Source organism: Actinokineospora auranticolor, assembly GCF_041897805.1.
In the GTDB taxonomy this organism is placed as follows: Bacteria; Actinomycetota; Actinomycetes; order Mycobacteriales; family Pseudonocardiaceae; genus Actinokineospora; species Actinokineospora auranticolor.
Map to the genome: position 1 here is coordinate 2,596,380 of NZ_CP154825.1, position 16,193 is coordinate 2,612,572.

Annotated in this window: 13 protein-coding genes; 9 read left to right on the forward strand and 4 right to left on the reverse strand. The window is 65.6% G+C overall.

Annotated features, from left to right (window positions below):
• Positions 1–241: 241 nt before the first annotated feature.
• Both V5P93_RS11930 and V5P93_RS11935 read left to right on the forward strand, forming a co-directional pair.
• Positions 242–502 (forward strand): helix-turn-helix domain-containing protein, encoded by a 261-nt coding sequence (locus tag V5P93_RS11930; protein WP_245931786.1) that lies wholly within the window; start codon positions 242–244, stop codon positions 500–502.
• A gap of 111 nt (positions 503–613) precedes the next feature.
• Positions 614–1,816 carry a site-specific integrase gene (locus V5P93_RS11935; RefSeq protein ID WP_104483358.1) on the forward strand — a complete coding sequence of 401 codons (1,203 nt, stop codon included), beginning with the start codon at positions 614–616 and terminating at the stop codon, positions 1,814–1,816.
• Between the two features lie 36 nt (positions 1,817–1,852).
• Here V5P93_RS11935 and V5P93_RS11940 read toward each other — a convergent pair whose 3' ends face one another.
• Together V5P93_RS11940 and V5P93_RS11945 are read right to left on the reverse strand one after the other, a co-directional pair.
• Positions 1,853–6,232, reverse strand: a complete 4,380-nt coding sequence (locus V5P93_RS11940) for an ATP-binding protein (protein ID WP_104483357.1) — start codon at positions 6,230–6,232, stop codon at positions 1,853–1,855.
• Positions 6,233–6,964: 732 nt separating this feature from the next.
• The gene (locus V5P93_RS11945) at positions 6,965–7,825 is read right to left on the reverse strand and encodes an IS5 family transposase (protein ID WP_245931784.1); all 861 of its coding nucleotides are present in this window, start codon (positions 7,823–7,825) and stop codon (positions 6,965–6,967) included.
• Between the two features lie 79 nt (positions 7,826–7,904).
• Between V5P93_RS11945 and V5P93_RS11950 the strand changes: the two genes are divergently transcribed.
• On the forward strand, positions 7,905–8,759 hold the full coding sequence (locus tag V5P93_RS11950) for a DUF4238 domain-containing protein (protein WP_181043944.1): 855 nt from the start codon (positions 7,905–7,907) through the stop codon (positions 8,757–8,759).
• A gap of 441 nt (positions 8,760–9,200) precedes the next feature.
• Positions 9,201–9,761 carry an HD domain-containing protein gene (locus V5P93_RS11955; RefSeq protein ID WP_104483375.1) on the forward strand — a complete coding sequence of 187 codons (561 nt, stop codon included), beginning with the start codon at positions 9,201–9,203 and terminating at the stop codon, positions 9,759–9,761.
• On the opposite strand, the gene V5P93_RS11960 is transcribed toward V5P93_RS11955, so the two are convergent.
• Positions 9,749–10,225: an NUDIX hydrolase gene (locus V5P93_RS11960; RefSeq protein WP_104483354.1), complete on the reverse strand. Its 477-nt coding sequence runs from the start codon at positions 10,223–10,225 to the stop codon at positions 9,749–9,751. The genes V5P93_RS11955 and V5P93_RS11960 overlap by 13 nt on opposite strands.
• 2 nt (positions 10,226–10,227) lie before the next feature.
• Positions 10,228–11,064, reverse strand: coding sequence for a hypothetical protein (locus V5P93_RS11965; RefSeq protein WP_245931783.1), 837 nt, complete (start codon positions 11,062–11,064; stop codon positions 10,228–10,230).
• Positions 11,065–11,241: 177 nt separating this feature from the next.
• Here V5P93_RS11965 and V5P93_RS11970 point away from each other — a divergent pair, with 177 nt between their 5' ends.
• From V5P93_RS11970 to V5P93_RS11990, 5 genes are all read left to right on the forward strand, one after another.
• Entirely contained in the window at positions 11,242–11,700 is a 459-nt protein-coding gene (locus tag V5P93_RS11970; protein ID WP_104483353.1) for a hypothetical protein, read from the forward strand.
• 3 nt (positions 11,701–11,703) lie between these two features.
• On the forward strand, positions 11,704–12,072 hold the full coding sequence (locus V5P93_RS11975; RefSeq protein WP_104483352.1) for a hypothetical protein: 369 nt from the start codon (positions 11,704–11,706) through the stop codon (positions 12,070–12,072).
• Between the two features lie 6 nt (positions 12,073–12,078).
• The gene (locus tag V5P93_RS11980) at positions 12,079–12,540 is read left to right on the forward strand and encodes an AMED_5909 family protein (RefSeq protein WP_181043943.1); all 462 of its coding nucleotides are present in this window, start codon (positions 12,079–12,081) and stop codon (positions 12,538–12,540) included.
• Positions 12,541–13,210: 670 nt separating this feature from the next.
• Positions 13,211–14,596 carry an FtsK/SpoIIIE domain-containing protein gene (locus V5P93_RS11985; RefSeq protein WP_342752333.1) on the forward strand — a complete coding sequence of 462 codons (1,386 nt, stop codon included), beginning with the start codon at positions 13,211–13,213 and terminating at the stop codon, positions 14,594–14,596.
• Complete coding sequence (locus V5P93_RS11990; RefSeq protein ID WP_104483351.1) at positions 14,593–16,191, forward strand: replication initiator; 1,599 nt, start codon at positions 14,593–14,595, stop codon at positions 16,189–16,191. Before V5P93_RS11985 ends, V5P93_RS11990 begins: the two co-directional genes overlap by 4 nt.
• Positions 16,192–16,193: the final 2 nt, after the last annotated feature.

The following is a 16,193-nucleotide window of genomic DNA, read 5'->3' on the forward strand; positions in this document are numbered from 1 at the left end:
TGGATGTCGACCGGGTCGTCAGGCGGATCCCCGCTCCCGTTGCCCACGGCAAGGTCCGGGAACTCGTCGAACGGGCAATGCCGCAACCTAGCGCTCCACACCGGACAACGTCCGCACGGACACGACGCGGTGGCGGGTATGGCGTAAGTCCACCCGCCACCGCGCCGGTCGTCGTCCACGTTGCGCTCCCGTTCGCCTCATGTCTCAGGAGGTCGTCGTGTCTCGCCCTCACCGCCTGTCCGTGGCTCGCTCTCGCCCGCAGACGACGCCGCACCGCACCCGGCAGCCAGAACACCCGCCACCCGAACCGGCCGTCGACCCTTTACTGCTGTTCACCGCCGAGCAGGCCGCGGCCATCCTCCAGGTGCGCCCGTCCTGGCTGCGCCGCAAAGCCGCCGCCCGCGCCATCCCGTGCCGATACGTCGGCAAACACCTGCGCTTCAGCCGTGACGACATCATCGCCATCACCGCCGCGGCCGCGACCGGAAAACCCGCGAGGTAATCCACGGACCTCGCGCACACCGACACATGTCTTTGGACACCGTGATTGACATTTGACGGGCACGGAGCGTCCATATGTCCGTCAAACATCAGGCACGGCAGAAGGTGGAGTATGGCCTACGCGGAGAAATGTGGAAATAACTCGTGGCGGGTGCGGTATTTCACCGATGACGGCACACTCGGGTCGATCTCGGGATTCCCCACCAAAACCGCGGCGCGGGATCGGGCCGAGGAGATCAACGCCGACCAGCGTCGCGGCACCTTCCACGACCCGGCAGCGGGCCGCATCACCCTCGCGGAGTGGGCGGTGCCGTGGTTCGACGCGCTTGACGTCGCACCCAACACCACCGCCCAGTACCGGAGCCTGTTGCGCAACCACATCGAACCCCGCTGGGGAGCCAGCGCGCTCTCGGCGATCACCGGGATCGCCGTCACCGCGTGGGCGAAGAAGAAACGCGCCGAGGGCTACGCCCGATCCACCACCTCCACCATGGTGAAACTCCTGACCATGATGCTCGCCGACGCCGCCGACGAACGCCTCATCATCGCCAACCCCGTCCGCCCCAACCGCCGAGGACGCCGCCGCCACGAACGCACCCCCGAACGCGTCTGGACCACGCCGGAGAAAGCACTCCGCGTCGCCCTGCACGCCGCCGCCCTCGGCGGCGTGTGGGCGGGCGTACTGATCATCACCGGCGCCTGGACCGGCGCCCGCTGGGGAGAACTGCTCGGCCTGCGACGCCCCAACCTCGACCTCGCACGCGGCACCCTCACCATCGACCCCGACACCGGCGCACTCCTCGAACTCGGCGGCCGGTTCGAACTCGGCCCACCCAAAACCGCCGAATCCGCCCGCACCATCACCCTGCCGCCGTTCCTCACCACCCTGCTCGGCCACCAACTGGCCACCCACAGCGACCCGTTCGTGTTCCTCAGCCTCGAACACGAACACCCCCGCCGCTCCAACTTCTCCCGCCGCGTCATGAGACCCGCCGCCGACGGCACCCTCGACCGCCCACGCCACCGACTCCACCTGCCTCCGGTCCAACCCGGCCTCACCTTCCACGGCCTACGCCACAGCCACAAAACCTGGATGATCGCCGACGGCATCCCCGAAGTAGCCCAAGCCCGCCGCCTCGGCCACCGCGTCCCCGACAAAATCCAAGACATCTACAGCCACGTCGCCCCCGAAGTCGAAGCCAGACTCCTCACCAACCTCCAACACCGCTGGGACACCGCCCTCGCCACCCTCACCGAACTCGCCACCCACGAGACAGCGCTTGACACCCCTCTCCTGCAACTGGCGGCGGCGTAGCGTCTGGCGCTTCGGGTTTGTGGTCGGGTTCGTGGTCTACCGTGTGGATTTGTCGAGTTCTTGGTTGGCTTGGAAGACGTCGATCAGAACCAGTTTGTCCAACAAGTCGAGGCAATTGGTCTGCAGGGGTGGTTCGGGGTGTTCGAAAAGCAGTCGCAGTATCAGAGGAAAGAGATAGTGGACTGCGTCAAGCGTGTCGAGAGACTTTGCTTCGTGTCGCCTGAAGAACTCGTAGCAGAGGTCGATCACCCTGCGAGGTAGCGAGTGGCGCGCCTGGGTGAACATGTGGAAGACGGTGCTGTTCGTGTGCCGATCGAACACCTTGCTCTGACTGTAGGCGATCAGAAGGGTGTCGTACTCGCCGAGTTGTTCGTTTTCCAGGTTGAACAGGCTGTATGCGGCGGCGTTCTGTACCTCGGGAGCCGGGTCTTCGAATGCGCGGATCAGGATCGTCTGCGTGCGGTCCTGCCGGTGCGTCGTGGTCACGTTGTGGGCCGCTATTTGCGTCACGGTCTCGCGTGTGTCGACATCACCGTCGCCGAGTAGCGCGTCCACGTAGGCATCAAGATCGGGCCGCCAGTAGGAAGCGAAGGTGGTGGCACGGACAGCGATCAGGCGTGCCTTCGGCTCGCTATGGCGATGGAGGGTTTCGATCAGGTGTACGACGTCGTCGTACCGTTCCAGTTGGATGGCGCGGTTCAGGAACCGTTCGAGTGACGGGTGCGCTGCGAGCTGCTTTTCGGTGACGCTGCGAAATAGTTCGAATGCGAGGTCCGGTGCGTGGTCGAGCACAGTGACCAGGGTGTGGATGACCATCTCGCTGACATTTGGGTTCTCGTCGTTGCTGAGCGAGGTAAGCAGACCTGTGAGGCGTGGGAGAAGGGTGTTGTCGCGATGGATCATCGTCGCCATGGTTCCGGCGACCTCGGCACGTGTGGTCGGACCGCTGACCTTGCTGTTGGCGAAAGTGTGCAGGAGGGCCAGGATCGGCTCCGTTAGCGGGCGGTGGGACTGTGCTTCGACCAAGGCGATGATCTTGCTCTGCGTGCGGGTATCGTCTGTGACCCGGGCGCGTTGGCAGACCGCCTCGAGCAGGTCGAGGTCGAGGTGTGAGTCGGCAAGGCCCGACACGATCGCGTTGACGTAGAGACTCGATACGCTCAAGGGAAGGCACAGCATGAACTCGGCGAATCGTTGCGGCTGTTCGCGGGTGATGGTTTCCAGTACCTGGGCGAGTTCTGCGGCACCTCCGGTGACGGCTCCATCGGCGTGTAGGTAGTGCGGATGGCCTCCACCGTCGTACTTCTCGATCGCGTCGATCCATTGAGGATCGGTCATCGCGCGGGCGTCGGTCTCGCTGATCGGTGACACGACCGGCAACACGGTCATCATCGGATGATAGGAGAAATCCTCGATCCCAAGCGCGCAACGAAGTCCAGTCAGACGTTGCCCGACCTCGGGGGAGATCCGGTCGGGCGGGAGAGCATTCAACAGCTCCAACTGGACGCGGTCGCGACCATCGTCGACGGCGTCAGGAGCCTTGTAGGCCAGGATGGTGGCAGCCAGTCGCTCGAACCGCGATTGTGAGCAGAACGGGCTGATCGCTTCGAGCAACCGCCGTGCGACAGGACGGGAATCATCGCTGCTTGGTCCCAGGTCGAGGATCGTCGGCTGGACTATGATCCACTCAGCGGCCTCGTCGGCGAACTGCTCCGGAGCGGCCATATAACTGTGCGCTACCAACAGTTGGGCGATCCCATGATCGCAGGAACGTAGCGGCGTGACCAAATCGCGAACAGCGTGGTGGTCGATGCCAGCCAAGGTCTGAAGAGCCAGGCAGGTCGCGTTCAGAACACTGTCGGCCATGGAGATGCCCAGGCCCCGCAGGCGACGTGTCCGGGGTAGACCTCGGATGGCGTCGGACTCGCTCCTGTGATCGTTGCGCGTCATCGCTCGTGCGAGATGGGGAAGGAACTGTTGGGCGAACGGATGTGATGCGGTCACGGCGAGGGAGCGAAGGAGCTCGCGGACGCCGGAAGTGCGGTGGTCGATGCTCAAGAGGCCTAAACTGTTGAGTGGGTGGTCCTGTGATGCCGTGAGCTCGAAGGCAAACATCGCGGCGACGAGTCGGATCGCCGATACGGCCGACTCTTGCATCACCCGTCGAACCAGGAACCACTGTTGGGATTCGTGGCCGTCGTGTACCCCGGTGATGGTCGCTTCGACCGCCAACTTCTCGAGTTGGCTACCTTCCTGGATATCTGCGGAGTTCAACAGCACCCGCAGTCGGGCCGGTCGGCGGTCATCGTACGGGAGGTACTGGATCAGGCGTGCGACCTGGTCGTTGTGCGCCGTGGTCATTCCGCTCATCGCCGAGATGGCCTGGTCGACCAGTCCGGCATGGGGTGACCGCAGACAGGCCCGCCAGGTACCGGCGGCGTCGATGACGGGGAACCAGGCCGGGTTGGCGCGCACCGCCCGCCAGACGTGTTGACAGAGCGGGTGTTCGACGTCGGTCGCGATCGGGGCGAGTAGGTCCCACTCGTCGCTACGGGGGTTCGGGACTACCTGTGGTAAGGCGAGCGCGATGGCCTTGACGTGGTTTCTGACTCTGCTTGAGCTGAGCAGCCAGGCCAACTCGCGACTGTAGGCGCGGGGGTCGGCGGTGCGTAGGTAGGTCAGGATGGCGCGTACTTGGAACCTGCGGAACAGGCGCTGCTCGTCGTCGATCAGCAGTCTGTGGAGTGTGCCTCCGCGTGAGACGAAAACCCGGGCGGCGCAGTAGTCGAAGAGGGTCTCGTGGAAGAACGACACGTGCCGTTCTGTGTCACGTCTCAACATCCCTTCCGACACCAACAGTGCGATCTGGTCCTCGTGGTCCAGGAGTCGCCCGATGGGCACTTCGAGAGTCTGCGCGCGCGACATGTGATCCACGAGGAACTCGATGGTCGACTGCCAGTCCTCGGTACCGCGCTTGGCTTCGTAGACTCTCTTCTTCAATCGCCAGTAGCGTTCCCAGAGATCGTTCAGATCACGGGCGTCCCGTGCGCCACTGTCGCCGGCTCGGACCAGTTCGACGTAGACGGTCAGCGCGAGAGGATGAGCCAAGAGGTCGACAAGGTCCGGCGGTGCTTCGCGTCTTGCGTCTACCGTGGACAGAACGTCGCGGACAACCGCCGCGTCCAGGCGGTCCACGGTCACGGTCCTGGTACCGCGTCCCTGGGCCAGGGCGCGTAGCTCGGAGTCATGGTCGAGGTCGAACTCTCGGCAGGCGATCACGATCCGCACGGCGGGGTGGCGTCGTGCCTCGATGACCCAGTCCGTGAGTAGCGCCCGACGTCCGGTGAGCCTGCCGGACACGGCGCTGATGGCGTCGGCTTGGTCGAGCACCAGCAGCCCCACACCGTCCTGTGCCGCGGCGGCCAGCGCCGCGACCGGGGAGCGGACCTGTCTCACCACCTCACCGCTGAGGGCGACGGGTGCTTCGGCATCGGGCCGGGCGTCCAAGGCCACGGCCAAGACCGCCCACCCACGCCGGCGGGCGGAGTCGACGATCTCGCCGGTGATCACGCTCTTCCCACTCCCGGCGGATCCCGCGACCAACACCTGCCTGGCCCCGCCGGCCAGCGCCTCGATCGCGGCGACCGTCTCGGTGCGGGGGATGCGTTCGCCGTCGATGTGGTGCACGGCGACGCGATCCTTGAACGCGGTGGTTTCCGTGGCCACCCAGTCGGCCACCACGGCCGTGTCCGCCACGTCCCGACGATGCACACCCCGTTCTGCCAGCCATGTCCATACCCGCTCGGCGGTGAGGGTGTGATGGACCGATTCGTCGATCAGTCGCCCCAACGAGTCCGCGACACGCTGTGGGTGCTCGAACAGCACCTCCAGGCGCGCTTCGACCAGCGCGATCAGTTCAGGTTCGCCGATGGTCGCGACGTCGATGTGCTCGAGTGCCTTGAACGCATCCGATGAAGGCGGCTTGCTCCAGGCGTCGCGCAGCCGCTGAAATACCGTGCGGTGTTGTTGGGCGTCGAGGAACTCCGCGTCGAAGACCTCCCACGACTCGGCCGCGGAGGCGCGCTCGACCAACTCGCGCAATTCATCGGCACTGGTCGCGGATACGAACACGCACCGTCCACCATCGAGGATCTTGTCCCACCACGGCGCGACCACACCCTCGCCGACCAACGCCGCCACCGTCCACGGCCCACCCGCACGCTGCCGCTTCACCTGATGCCATACCCGGACACCGTCAACGGTCAGACAGAACTCCGCGCCCGTACCGGGCGGACCGGGGACCTCGATCTGCAACGACCGCGCTCGCCCCGTCAACACCTCGATCAGCTGGTGAACAGTCCACCACCGCTCGAATCGGTTGCCCATCTTGTCGGCAGCACCGCCCGGCAGCGGCATCCCGTCCTCCCCACCCCGACCACGGCCCGGCAGCGACCACGTCATCGTGACCCAGCACCCTAGAACCACGACCAGCCGACCCGACTCCCGACCCGGTCCCAACCGCACCCACCACCGGCCACCACCGAACGTCTCCGATGGCGGCACGTTGACCGCGGTCGACGTCGATTCAAGCATGTGGCGCACATCACGGTGGCGATGCAAGATCAACCCGACCCCGTAACGGGGTTACGTCAAAACCGGAGCCTGCCCGCTCCAGGTTTTCTCCAGTCGGGCCTTGTCGATCTTTATTAGGACCACAGTGGACGGTCACCCCATGATCGACACCAAAACGCAAAAACACCCGCTGACCTGGTGATATGCTCAGATCAGCGGGTGTTTCTTCGACCGTCGGGCTGACAGGATTCGAACCTGCGACCCCTTGACCCCCAGGGCCGTCGGGGACCTGTTTGTCCAGGTCAGACCCCGTTTATGGCCACACCTACCGGTCAAGTGAACACCTGTCGTGCCTGGCCGCGCATGACGTGCGGTCCCCAAATGGTCCCCATGACACACCGCGTTGACCTGTCGGTCTCGCCCGTTCTCGGGGCGCATACTGGGTCATGGCCCGATGGGAGTTCCCGCCCCTGCCCTCTGCGGAGGAGAGTGAGAGACGCCGACAGAGCTTGGCGCAACTGGCGGATGACTTGGTCACCGATCAACATATCGTGTCTAAGAGCGTGTTTGAGATCTTTAGGTGGTGGCGAGTGGGCGTGGTCCGGGTCGGGTGGCGGCGTGTCCGCGGGTGATGCGGCGGGTCATGGTGGTGATGGCGGCCCAGCGGATGATGGCCTCGGAGGTGGCGGGGTGGCGTTCGTGGTCGCGGGCGAGGCGTCGGTGTGCGGTGAGCCAGGCGAAGGTGCGTTCGACGGCCCAGCGTCTGGGGATGACCGCGAATCCTTTCTGATCTGCGGGTTTGCGGACGATCTCGATCGTGGTCCGCAGTGTGCGGGCCCAGTCGACGAAGGCGCCGGCGAAGCCGGCGTCGGCGAACAGGTGTCGGACACGACGAGTCGCCTTGGCCATGATCTGGCGGTGGCGCAGTTCCAGCATGAGCTTTCTGCCGCCGTCGCGGTCCTGCACACTCGCGGGCAGCACCAGCGCCACCAGCAGCAGGCCGAGGGTGTCGGTCACGATGAACCGCTTGCGGCCGTTGACCTTCTTGCCCGCGTCGTAGCCGCGGGTGTCGACACCGACGGTGTCGGAGCCCTTGACCGATTGGGAGTCCATCAACCCCGCGCTCGGCTCCGGGTCACGACCCGCTTCCTGGCGGACCATCGCGCGCAGGGCGTCGACCATGCGGAAGGTCAGCTTCTGCTGTTCCCACCTGGTGAAGTACCAGTACACCGTCTCCCACGGCGGGAAATCCACGGGCAACGCCCGCCACGCACAGCCCGTGCGCACCACATAGAGGATCGCGTCCACGATCTCCCGACGCGGATGCTTCTCGCGCCGACCACCACGCGGATGCGCCGACGGCGCCGGTAACAACGGCTCCACGACCGCCCACTCGGCATCGGACAGATCCGACGGATACCGCTGCACACGCGCCACCCCACCCACCCTGACCGACCACCCGGACAAGATCAAGCAGCCACGCCGACCAAGATCTCAAACACGCTCTAAGGTCATCTTGAAACGGTTTGCTTCCAAGGTTGGTAAAGCGCATAACCAGCTAGTCCCTTTTGACATGAAGCTTGCCCATGAGATGCAGGCTCGGGGAATCCGTGGATGCGGCAAGATTCCTCACTTCATCCGATATGCCTCTAAATCTCTTGAAGAACACTGGAAAACTACAGTAGAGGACCACCTTCCTGAGGCGATATCGGCTGCGCGTGAGAACCGCATCCTCGGTGACCACCGATTGACGACTGTTCTCAAAGACTGCATTGCTCTCCATCTTGTCCGCTCTCCGCGATTTCTTAAGATTCACAATTCGAGTGTGATGCAAGCGATGGTCGACGTGCGAGAGGAGGTGGTAACTCAATATCAAGCGGAGCTTCAGCGGGAATTCAGACGCGCGCATGGGGTTGTCGCCGCTGGCGGGGAGGCGCTAGATATGGTGGTCGATAGGTATATAGCTCCTTGGCGCGGCTACATGGACAGTGGCCTTTTGGAGCGGCAGAGTGTTGAGGAAACCTTTGAGCGGATACGCGGCACTTTTAGTAGGCTGGATCTCCAAATCCTTCGTGTCCCGGCGTTTCGCGAGTTTGTCATTGCAGACTCGCCAGCGTTTACTTACCGGTTTACGTCACAAGGCAAATTGGAATTGTGGATGGCAATCGGCGACTCGCAAGGTGCTGCGATGCCGATTGCGCGAGACTGTTACGCGGTAGTCGCCGACGAGCCGCTCTACCAAGAAGTCGAGCCGTTCTTTGTCGACTTGCTGAACTATGCGCAGATGCGGATCGCTTTTCGGCATGTCTACTACCGACCCCAGAGTGGGTTGGGCAAGTTTGTCGCTGGCGCCCTGAAGTCGCCAAGCTGAAGTATGCGACCTCCCTGGCCGCTTTCTCGCACAGGCCATCTCTAGCGCTGGGAGGGTGGTGTCAAGGGTGGAGCTTGCTCCATCGCGGAGCGACGCCGTAGGCGCCCTTGATGGCGGCCTTCCAGCGTTAGACGATTGGGGCGAGAGGAAGCATCCCCACCGCGGTTTGGGCCTGGTGCTCGTTGGGGTTGCCGCGTCGGCTGCGTGGTGCGGTGCGTTCCCGGGTCGGTGCCAGGCTGCGCCGCGCGCCCGCGCGGGCGGAGCGGAGCGGGAGCCCGCGCCGTGGCGCGATGGATGTGGACCACTGGTGGACCGGGCGGGCCAGCTCGCGCCGCGCCGCGTGGGCGGCGCGGCCTTGATCCCATAGAGGCGGGTTCAGCAGGTAGTTGCACGGTAGGGCGGGGGCTGCGGTCGTAGGGTGAGGGCATGAGCAACACCCACATGGACGAGCGCGGCGGGCTGGTTGAGACGGCTAGGGAAGTCGCGCGGCGGTTGGTGGGGCCGTTGGGGCGGCGGTGGGTGCATGTTCAGGCTGTGGGGCGGCGGGCGGAGGAGTTGCGGCCTGCGGTTGGTGGGGATGGGGATGTGTTGGTGGCTGCGGCCTGGCTGCATGACGTCGGGTATGCGCCGGAGATCGCGGTGACTCGGTTTCACCCGCTGGATGGGGCGCGATACCTGGCTGATGCTGGGTTTCCGGTGCGGGTGGTGGGGTTGGTGGCGCATCACTCGGGGGCTCGGTTTGAGGCCGCGGAGCGGGGGTTGGCGGCTGAGCTGGCGGCTTTCGAGCTGGAAGACAGTCCCGTGATGGATGCGTTAATTACGGCCGATTTGACTACGGGGCCGGATGGTCAGCGGTACACGTATTCCCAGCGGATTGACGAGATTATGAGTCGGTACCCGGCAGGGGACCCGGTGCATCGGGCTTGGCTGATGGCTCGGGATGCCCTTGAGCCTGCGGTGGCGCGGACTGAGGAGAGGATGCGGGCCGGTCAGCCTAGGTAGGGCGCTGTGCGGTCGGGATCTAGGGCGTGGTCGATGCGCAGGCGCATGGACGGGTGGATGTTGAGGGTGTCTAGGTCGGCGGAGTTGACCCAGCGGACGGCCTTGGTCTCTGTGTTGTCTTCGCGTGGGGTGCCGCCGGTCCATTCGGCTTCGAAGCACAGGGAGAACTGTTGGCGGACCTCGCCGTCGTCGTAGGCGATGACGTGGTGGGGGTTGGTGTAGGTGCCGACCAAGCGGAGGACTCGGACGTCCAGGCCGGTCTCTTCGCGGGTCTCACGGACGGCGGTGTCGGTGATGCTTTCGCCTGGGTCGTGCCCACCGCCTGGCAACGCCCACAAGTCGTTGTCGATCTTGTGGATCAGCAGGATGCGGCCTTCGGCGTCGCGGATGGCCACGGTCACTGAGGGGACGACGCTGTTCACCGGTGGGGCTGTGGGGTCGTTGAAGTAGTCGACTCGTGCCATGGTCAGCGCTCCTCTGTTGATGTTGCCCAGACGCGGTCAAAGGACTCCATGTAGTGGCGCCACATCGGGCTTTCTGGTGTGCGGCGTAGGTGGATCACCGGGTTCTGGCCGGCTAGGGAGCCGTAGGCGTGGCCGTTGACCAGGGTTTGGTCATCGAAGCGGTAGATCGAGTTGTAGAGGATGGTCGAATGGGTGCGAACCTCGACACCTGGCAGGTCAGCGACGTCGCGGAGGTAGCGGCGCATCATCTGCACTCGGCCCTCAAGACCACCGGTCGTGCCCTCTTCCACTGCGCGCTGGATGACCGCGTCTGATGTCTCGTCACCGACAACGAATCGGAATCGGACGCCGTCTTTGACCTTTGCTCGGACAATCGGAACGATGTTGTGTTGCTCCACCAGGAATTGGCCGGAGTACACCAAAACGTCCATGCTCTGGCTGACGCCCTGGATTAGCTCGGTCCAGAGCGAGTACGGGACGGAGGATCGGGACGGGTAGAGGCGGATCAGCTCGTTGGCGTCGTCCGCTGGGGTGCTGCCGTTGGTGGTCTGGGCGGCGGGGTCGGGGACGAACTTGATGGTGTCGCCGTAGGGCTCGAAGAGCTGTTCGGCGGTCCAGTTCGGGAACATCTGTTCCAGCACACGGCAATGCTCGCCGTAGGGGAGGCTGGCCAGCTCGCCCGAGACCCAGCGGTAGTACTGGGCCTTGCTGGGGTAGCGGCGGACCAGGTGGGCGTCCAGCGTGGCCGCGGCCTTGTCGTACTCGCGGCAGAAGCCGGTGTAGCCGCGTACTCGTCGCTGCCTTAGCAGGACCTTCAAAAGAATCTCTGCGTTACCCATCGTCGCCTTCCTCGACAACCCCAACGAGACGACACTAGCACAGACGCGAGACAAAACGAGACTCATGGAGTCGAAGCGGCGCGAAGCGAGACCGGGAAGGCGTCGAGAGTGGACAATTAATGGACCGAAACTGTAGTCAGCGGCCCTAGCAGGGGCCACGGACACAGTGGAGGGTCAGTGGGTATCAGCAAGGGGCATCGGTTCCCCGTCCAGTTCGCCGACGCGTTCCCGCTGGGCTTGGTCCTGGTCGGGGAGGTCTCACCGGACACGGAGTATCAGTCGCGGGAGGACAGGGCGGCGGGGCGGCCGGTGCGGCAGCGGGTGGACGAGACGACCGGGCAGCGGCAGTGGAAGGCGACGGTCACGGATCCGAGTGAGTCGAACGCCAAGCGGGCGTCGTTCGAAGTGACCTTCCTGGCGGATGTGCAGCCGGTGCCGACGACTCAGGAGGCGTTGCCGGGGATGCGCGGGGTGGAGTTGGTCGGGCTGACGGCTGAGCCTCGCGTGAGCGGGACCGGGGAGTTCAAGTACCAGTCGTACGTCTACCGGGCCACGGGGTTCGCGGAGGTCGCTTCGGTCGGTGGCACGCGTGGGGGCGCGAAGTCGGCTGGGGAGTCGTCGGGCAAGGCCGCGTAGGCCGTGGATGAGATGGCGGCGGCCTTGGTCGAGGGGCTGAACCGGAAGGGCAACCCGATGCACGTCCCGCAAGGACTGGTCGACCGGTGGCAGAACGCATACCACCACTACGGGCAGGCTTCGGCGGCGGTGGCTTCGCAGCCTCCTGGTCACGTTGGGGCAGCGCTGAACATGGCGAAGTCGTCATGGTCGGTGGCTCAGGCCTGGCGGGAGATCGCGTTGGTGTCGGGGTTGCCCTGGTGGTTGGTGGCAAGTCTGGACACGGCTGCGCAGTCGTTCGAGTTTCAGGCGCGTGACTGGCAGGCCCGGGCGAACACCGGTGTCGATGCGGGCCGCGGGGCTCCTCGGGTGCGTCGTGGTGGGAGCAGGTGATCTGCGGTGGCGGACAGGCTGCGGTTGTCGGTGCGAACGCTGAGGGACGCGCATGTGGCGTTGGTGGCCGTGCGGCCGGTGGTGTCGGATCCGCCGTTGGATTGGCGGTCGTACTACTACCGGAGTGCGACGGTGTACCGAGAGGTTGCCGCGACGGACCCGGATCACGCGAATGAGGCGCTGTACTGGGCTGAACGGGAGCACGAGAAGGCTCAGCGGCCGTTGGACAAGATCCCGACCGATGTCGTGGACTCGGGGCCTGTGGGGCGGGTTCGGCTGCACAGCCTGGACGCGCTCTGTCAGGACCTTGACGGGACGCTTCCGCCTCGTGGTGGGCGGTCGGCGGCCTATCACCTCGCGTGTGCGGAGCTGTTCGCGGTGGTGTCGGAGATCGATCGGTTCAATCATCACCAGGCCCGGTACTACGCGGACAAGAGTCGGCGGGATGCGCGGGAGGCCAAAGCATGAGAAGGGTTCTGGTGGCTTGGGCCTCTGGGTACGTGGGAGCGAGCGTGTACCGGCGGTGGCGGCGGTGGGGCCATCACCGCCGTGCGCGTGACCGGTTCATGAGCCCGCCGGAGACGTGGACCGATGAGGATCATGCGGACTACTCGCGGTATTGCCGGAGATGGGACCGGGTAAGGGGTGCTCGGGACCTGGTTCGTGGGCTGGTGACTCGGCTTACGTTCGGCATCTATGAGCCGGAGGAGTTGGATAACTAAGTCCATATAGGACAGATGAACCGCGCGGGGTCGTGCGGCGATGGCGCGCGCGTTCGTTGAGATGTACGAAAACTTAGGTCACAGAAGCGGATTCTGGTTTGGCGGCCTTCTCCGCTTCTGTGCCTGTCCACTCGGGGAGTAGACGTGGCAAGGGTAGAACAGTGCTCGGGTGCCTCGGCAAGGGGGCTCACCCGAATGCGGTGCGAGAAATGCAAGCGGTTTGCACGGCTGTTGCCCGGTGACACCGACTGTGCAGCGTGCATGGGTGTGTTGGCACTGGAGTTCAGCAGCGTTGATCATCCCACTCATGCGGTTGTGCGGGGTGGTTGGTGATGGGGAACAGCAGGTGGGTTGATCCCGCCCCTCTGGAGGTGGCGCGGCCTAGGTTGCCGTGGTGGACCATGCTCCCGCGTTGGGTGAAGCTGGTTCTGCTGCCGTTGGCGCTGGCTGTGGTGGTGGTGTGGGTGTTGGCGAAGGTCGTGCGGGTGGTGTGGTTCTACCCGGTCTCGGTGGCTCTTGGCCTGGTCACTCTGCTGCTGCGCGCGTGGGCTGGGCCGTGGGTGTTTGGGGCGGTCGTGGCAGCGGCTGCGGTGGTCTTGTTCGTGTGGTGGTGGCGCGACAAGACCACGTTCGATGTGTGGTTGCGTTGGCCGCGTACGGAGTTCCGGCGGGTGGCGGTGTACGCGTACCAGTGGCGGACCGTCGTACGCCTGTCGAGCCTGACCGCGTCGGCGAAGGGCCGCGAGTACCTGCCCCGGTTGCGGCGGACCCGCTCGGAGGGGTGGCGGGACCGTGTCCGGGTCAGGATGGTCAAGGGCCAGGCCCCGGAGCAGTGGGAGGCACGTGCCTCCGGCCTGGCGCACGCGTTCGGGTCGCAGTCGTGTCGAGTGCGGGTGATCCGGCCCGGGGTGATCGAGCTGGACTTGGTGCACTCCAACCCGCTGGCCTCCGCCGTGGCGCTGCCTGCGATGGGCTCTGAATCCGCGGTGGATCTGCGGCGGGTGGTCGTGGGCCGTACCGAGACCGGTAAGCCGTGGCGGCTGCGGCTGCTGGGCAATCACCTGCTCACCGTGGGGGTGTCCGGTGCGGGTAAGGGTTCGCTGTTGTGGTCGGTGGTCTGGGCGTTGGCGCCGCTGGTGAAGGCGGGGGCGGTGCGTCTGGTGGGTATCGATCCCAAGGGCGGTATGGAGCTGGGCCAGGTACCGGAGATCTTCGATCGGGTCGTCTACGACAACGGCGAAGCCGCGGTGACCCTCCTGGAGGAGGTAGCCGCTGACGTGCGGAAACGTGCTGCGACGTATCGGGGTGTGCGGCGGCTGTGGGCCAGGGAGACGGGAGAGCCGTTCACACTCTTGGTCGTCGATGAGCTGGCCGATTTGATCGCGTATCAGACCGACAAGCGTTTGCGGGAGCGGGCTCAGGCCGCGTTGCAGACGATCACCTCCCAGGGTCGCGCGCCTGGCTTTGGTGTCCTGGCGTTCGTGCAGGACCCGCGTAAGGAGGTCGTGCCGTTCCGGAACCTGTTCCCCACCCGCGTCGCGATGCGGCTGGATGAGGCGGTGCAGGTGGACATGGTCCTCGGGGACGGACTGCGGGCGCGGGGCGCGAACGCGCATGAGATCAGCGAATCCACCCCGGGCGTTGCGTGGATCAAAGTGGACGGACACCGCGATCCCGTTCGGGCACGGGCGTTCCACGTCACCGACACGAACTTGGTGGAGCTGCGGCACTACATCACCGGGGGTTCGGCGATCATCGTCCCGTTCCCCGATGCTGGACCGCATGAGGGGGCGGCGGCATGAGCGACACCGTTGCCCAACTCCCCACCCGAGGCCCCCTCTCGACCGACGTCGTGCGGGCGACCGCCGAACAGCACGGGGTCTGTGTCCGGCCGTTCACGATGGAGGTCACCGACTCCGATACCGGGGCGGTGAAGTACATCGGTGTTCCCTGTGGTTCCACAGTGGAATCGGTGTGTCTGCCGTGTGCGCGGAAGGCTCGGGCGCTGCGGATGGTGCAGTGCCGCGAAGGGTGGCACCTCACCGAGGAACCCGCCACAGCTACGAGCAAGCCGACCCGGGATCACCGCGCGCTGGTGGAGCTGCGCGCGGACCTGGTGGCGGCCTACCGGGACGCGGTGGGAGCGGACGCGGACGACCTACGGGAGGAGATCCGCTCCGTCGACGCAGAGCTACACGACCTCGGCGTCCGGGGACGGCTGCCCAACCCCGACGGGCCTGCCAAGCGGCCTCCTGTTCGGTCGACGAAGCGGCGGCAGGACGCGCCGAACCTGCCTCGGCGGCGGGTGGAGAAACGCACCCTCGGACGTGAGTTCGCGGGCCGGTTTCGGCCGTCCATGTTCGTGACCCTGACCTGCGACACCTACGGGCCAGTTCGGGCCGATGGGTCCCCGGTCGACCCCGGCCGCTACGACTACCGGCGGGCAGCACGGGACGCGGTGCACTTCGCCTCCCTGGTCGACCGGTGGTGGCAGAACCTGCGCCGCGTCGTCGGCTGGGACGTCCAGTACTTCGCCACCGTCGAACCCCAACGCCGGGCAGCGCCGCACCTGCACACCGCAGTCCGCGGTTCCATCCCACACGAAGTGATCCGGCAGGTCACGGCAGCCACCTACCTACAGGTGTGGTGGCCTCCCCACGACGAGATGGTCTACGGCGACGGCCGGATGCCGGTGTGGGACGGGGAACGATTCGTCGACCCGGAAACCCGGCAGCCGCTCATGGCCTGGGCCGACGCCGTGGACCTGGTGGACGCACCCGCACACGTCGCGACCTTCGGGGCACAGGTGCACTCCAAGGGCATCCTGGGCGGCTCGGACGAAGCGGGGCGGCATATCGGGTACCTGACCAAGTACCTCACCAAGTCCACCGGGGAAGTGATCTCGGCGGACACCAACTCGCAGCGGGACCACCATGACCGGCTCCACGCAGAGCTGTCGGTGACGCCCTGCTCGCCGCGCTGCGCGGTGTGGCTGCTCTACGGGGTGCAGCCCATGGGCGCGACCAGCCGGACCACTCCCGGGCACTGCAAGGGCCGGGCACACCGCCGCACCACCCTGGGCCTGCCCGGTCGACGCGTCCTGGTCTCGCGGAAGTGGTCCAGCAAGACACTCACCCAACACAAGGCAGACCGGGCGGCGTTCGTGGCGGAGACCTTGGCTGCGGTGGGCATCGTCAAACCGACTCGGGATAAGTCGGCGTTGGTGTGGCGCAAGCTCGCGCCTGGCGACCGCAGTGCACCGCCCCGGGATCACCTCGTCATGCGCGCCATCGCGGAACGGGTGACATGGCGGGCTGAGTATGAGCGGGCGTTGTTGGTGGCCCAGGGGCCTCCTGGCGGCGCCGGTATTTCAGCAACTGACTCGATGGCTGCGTGACC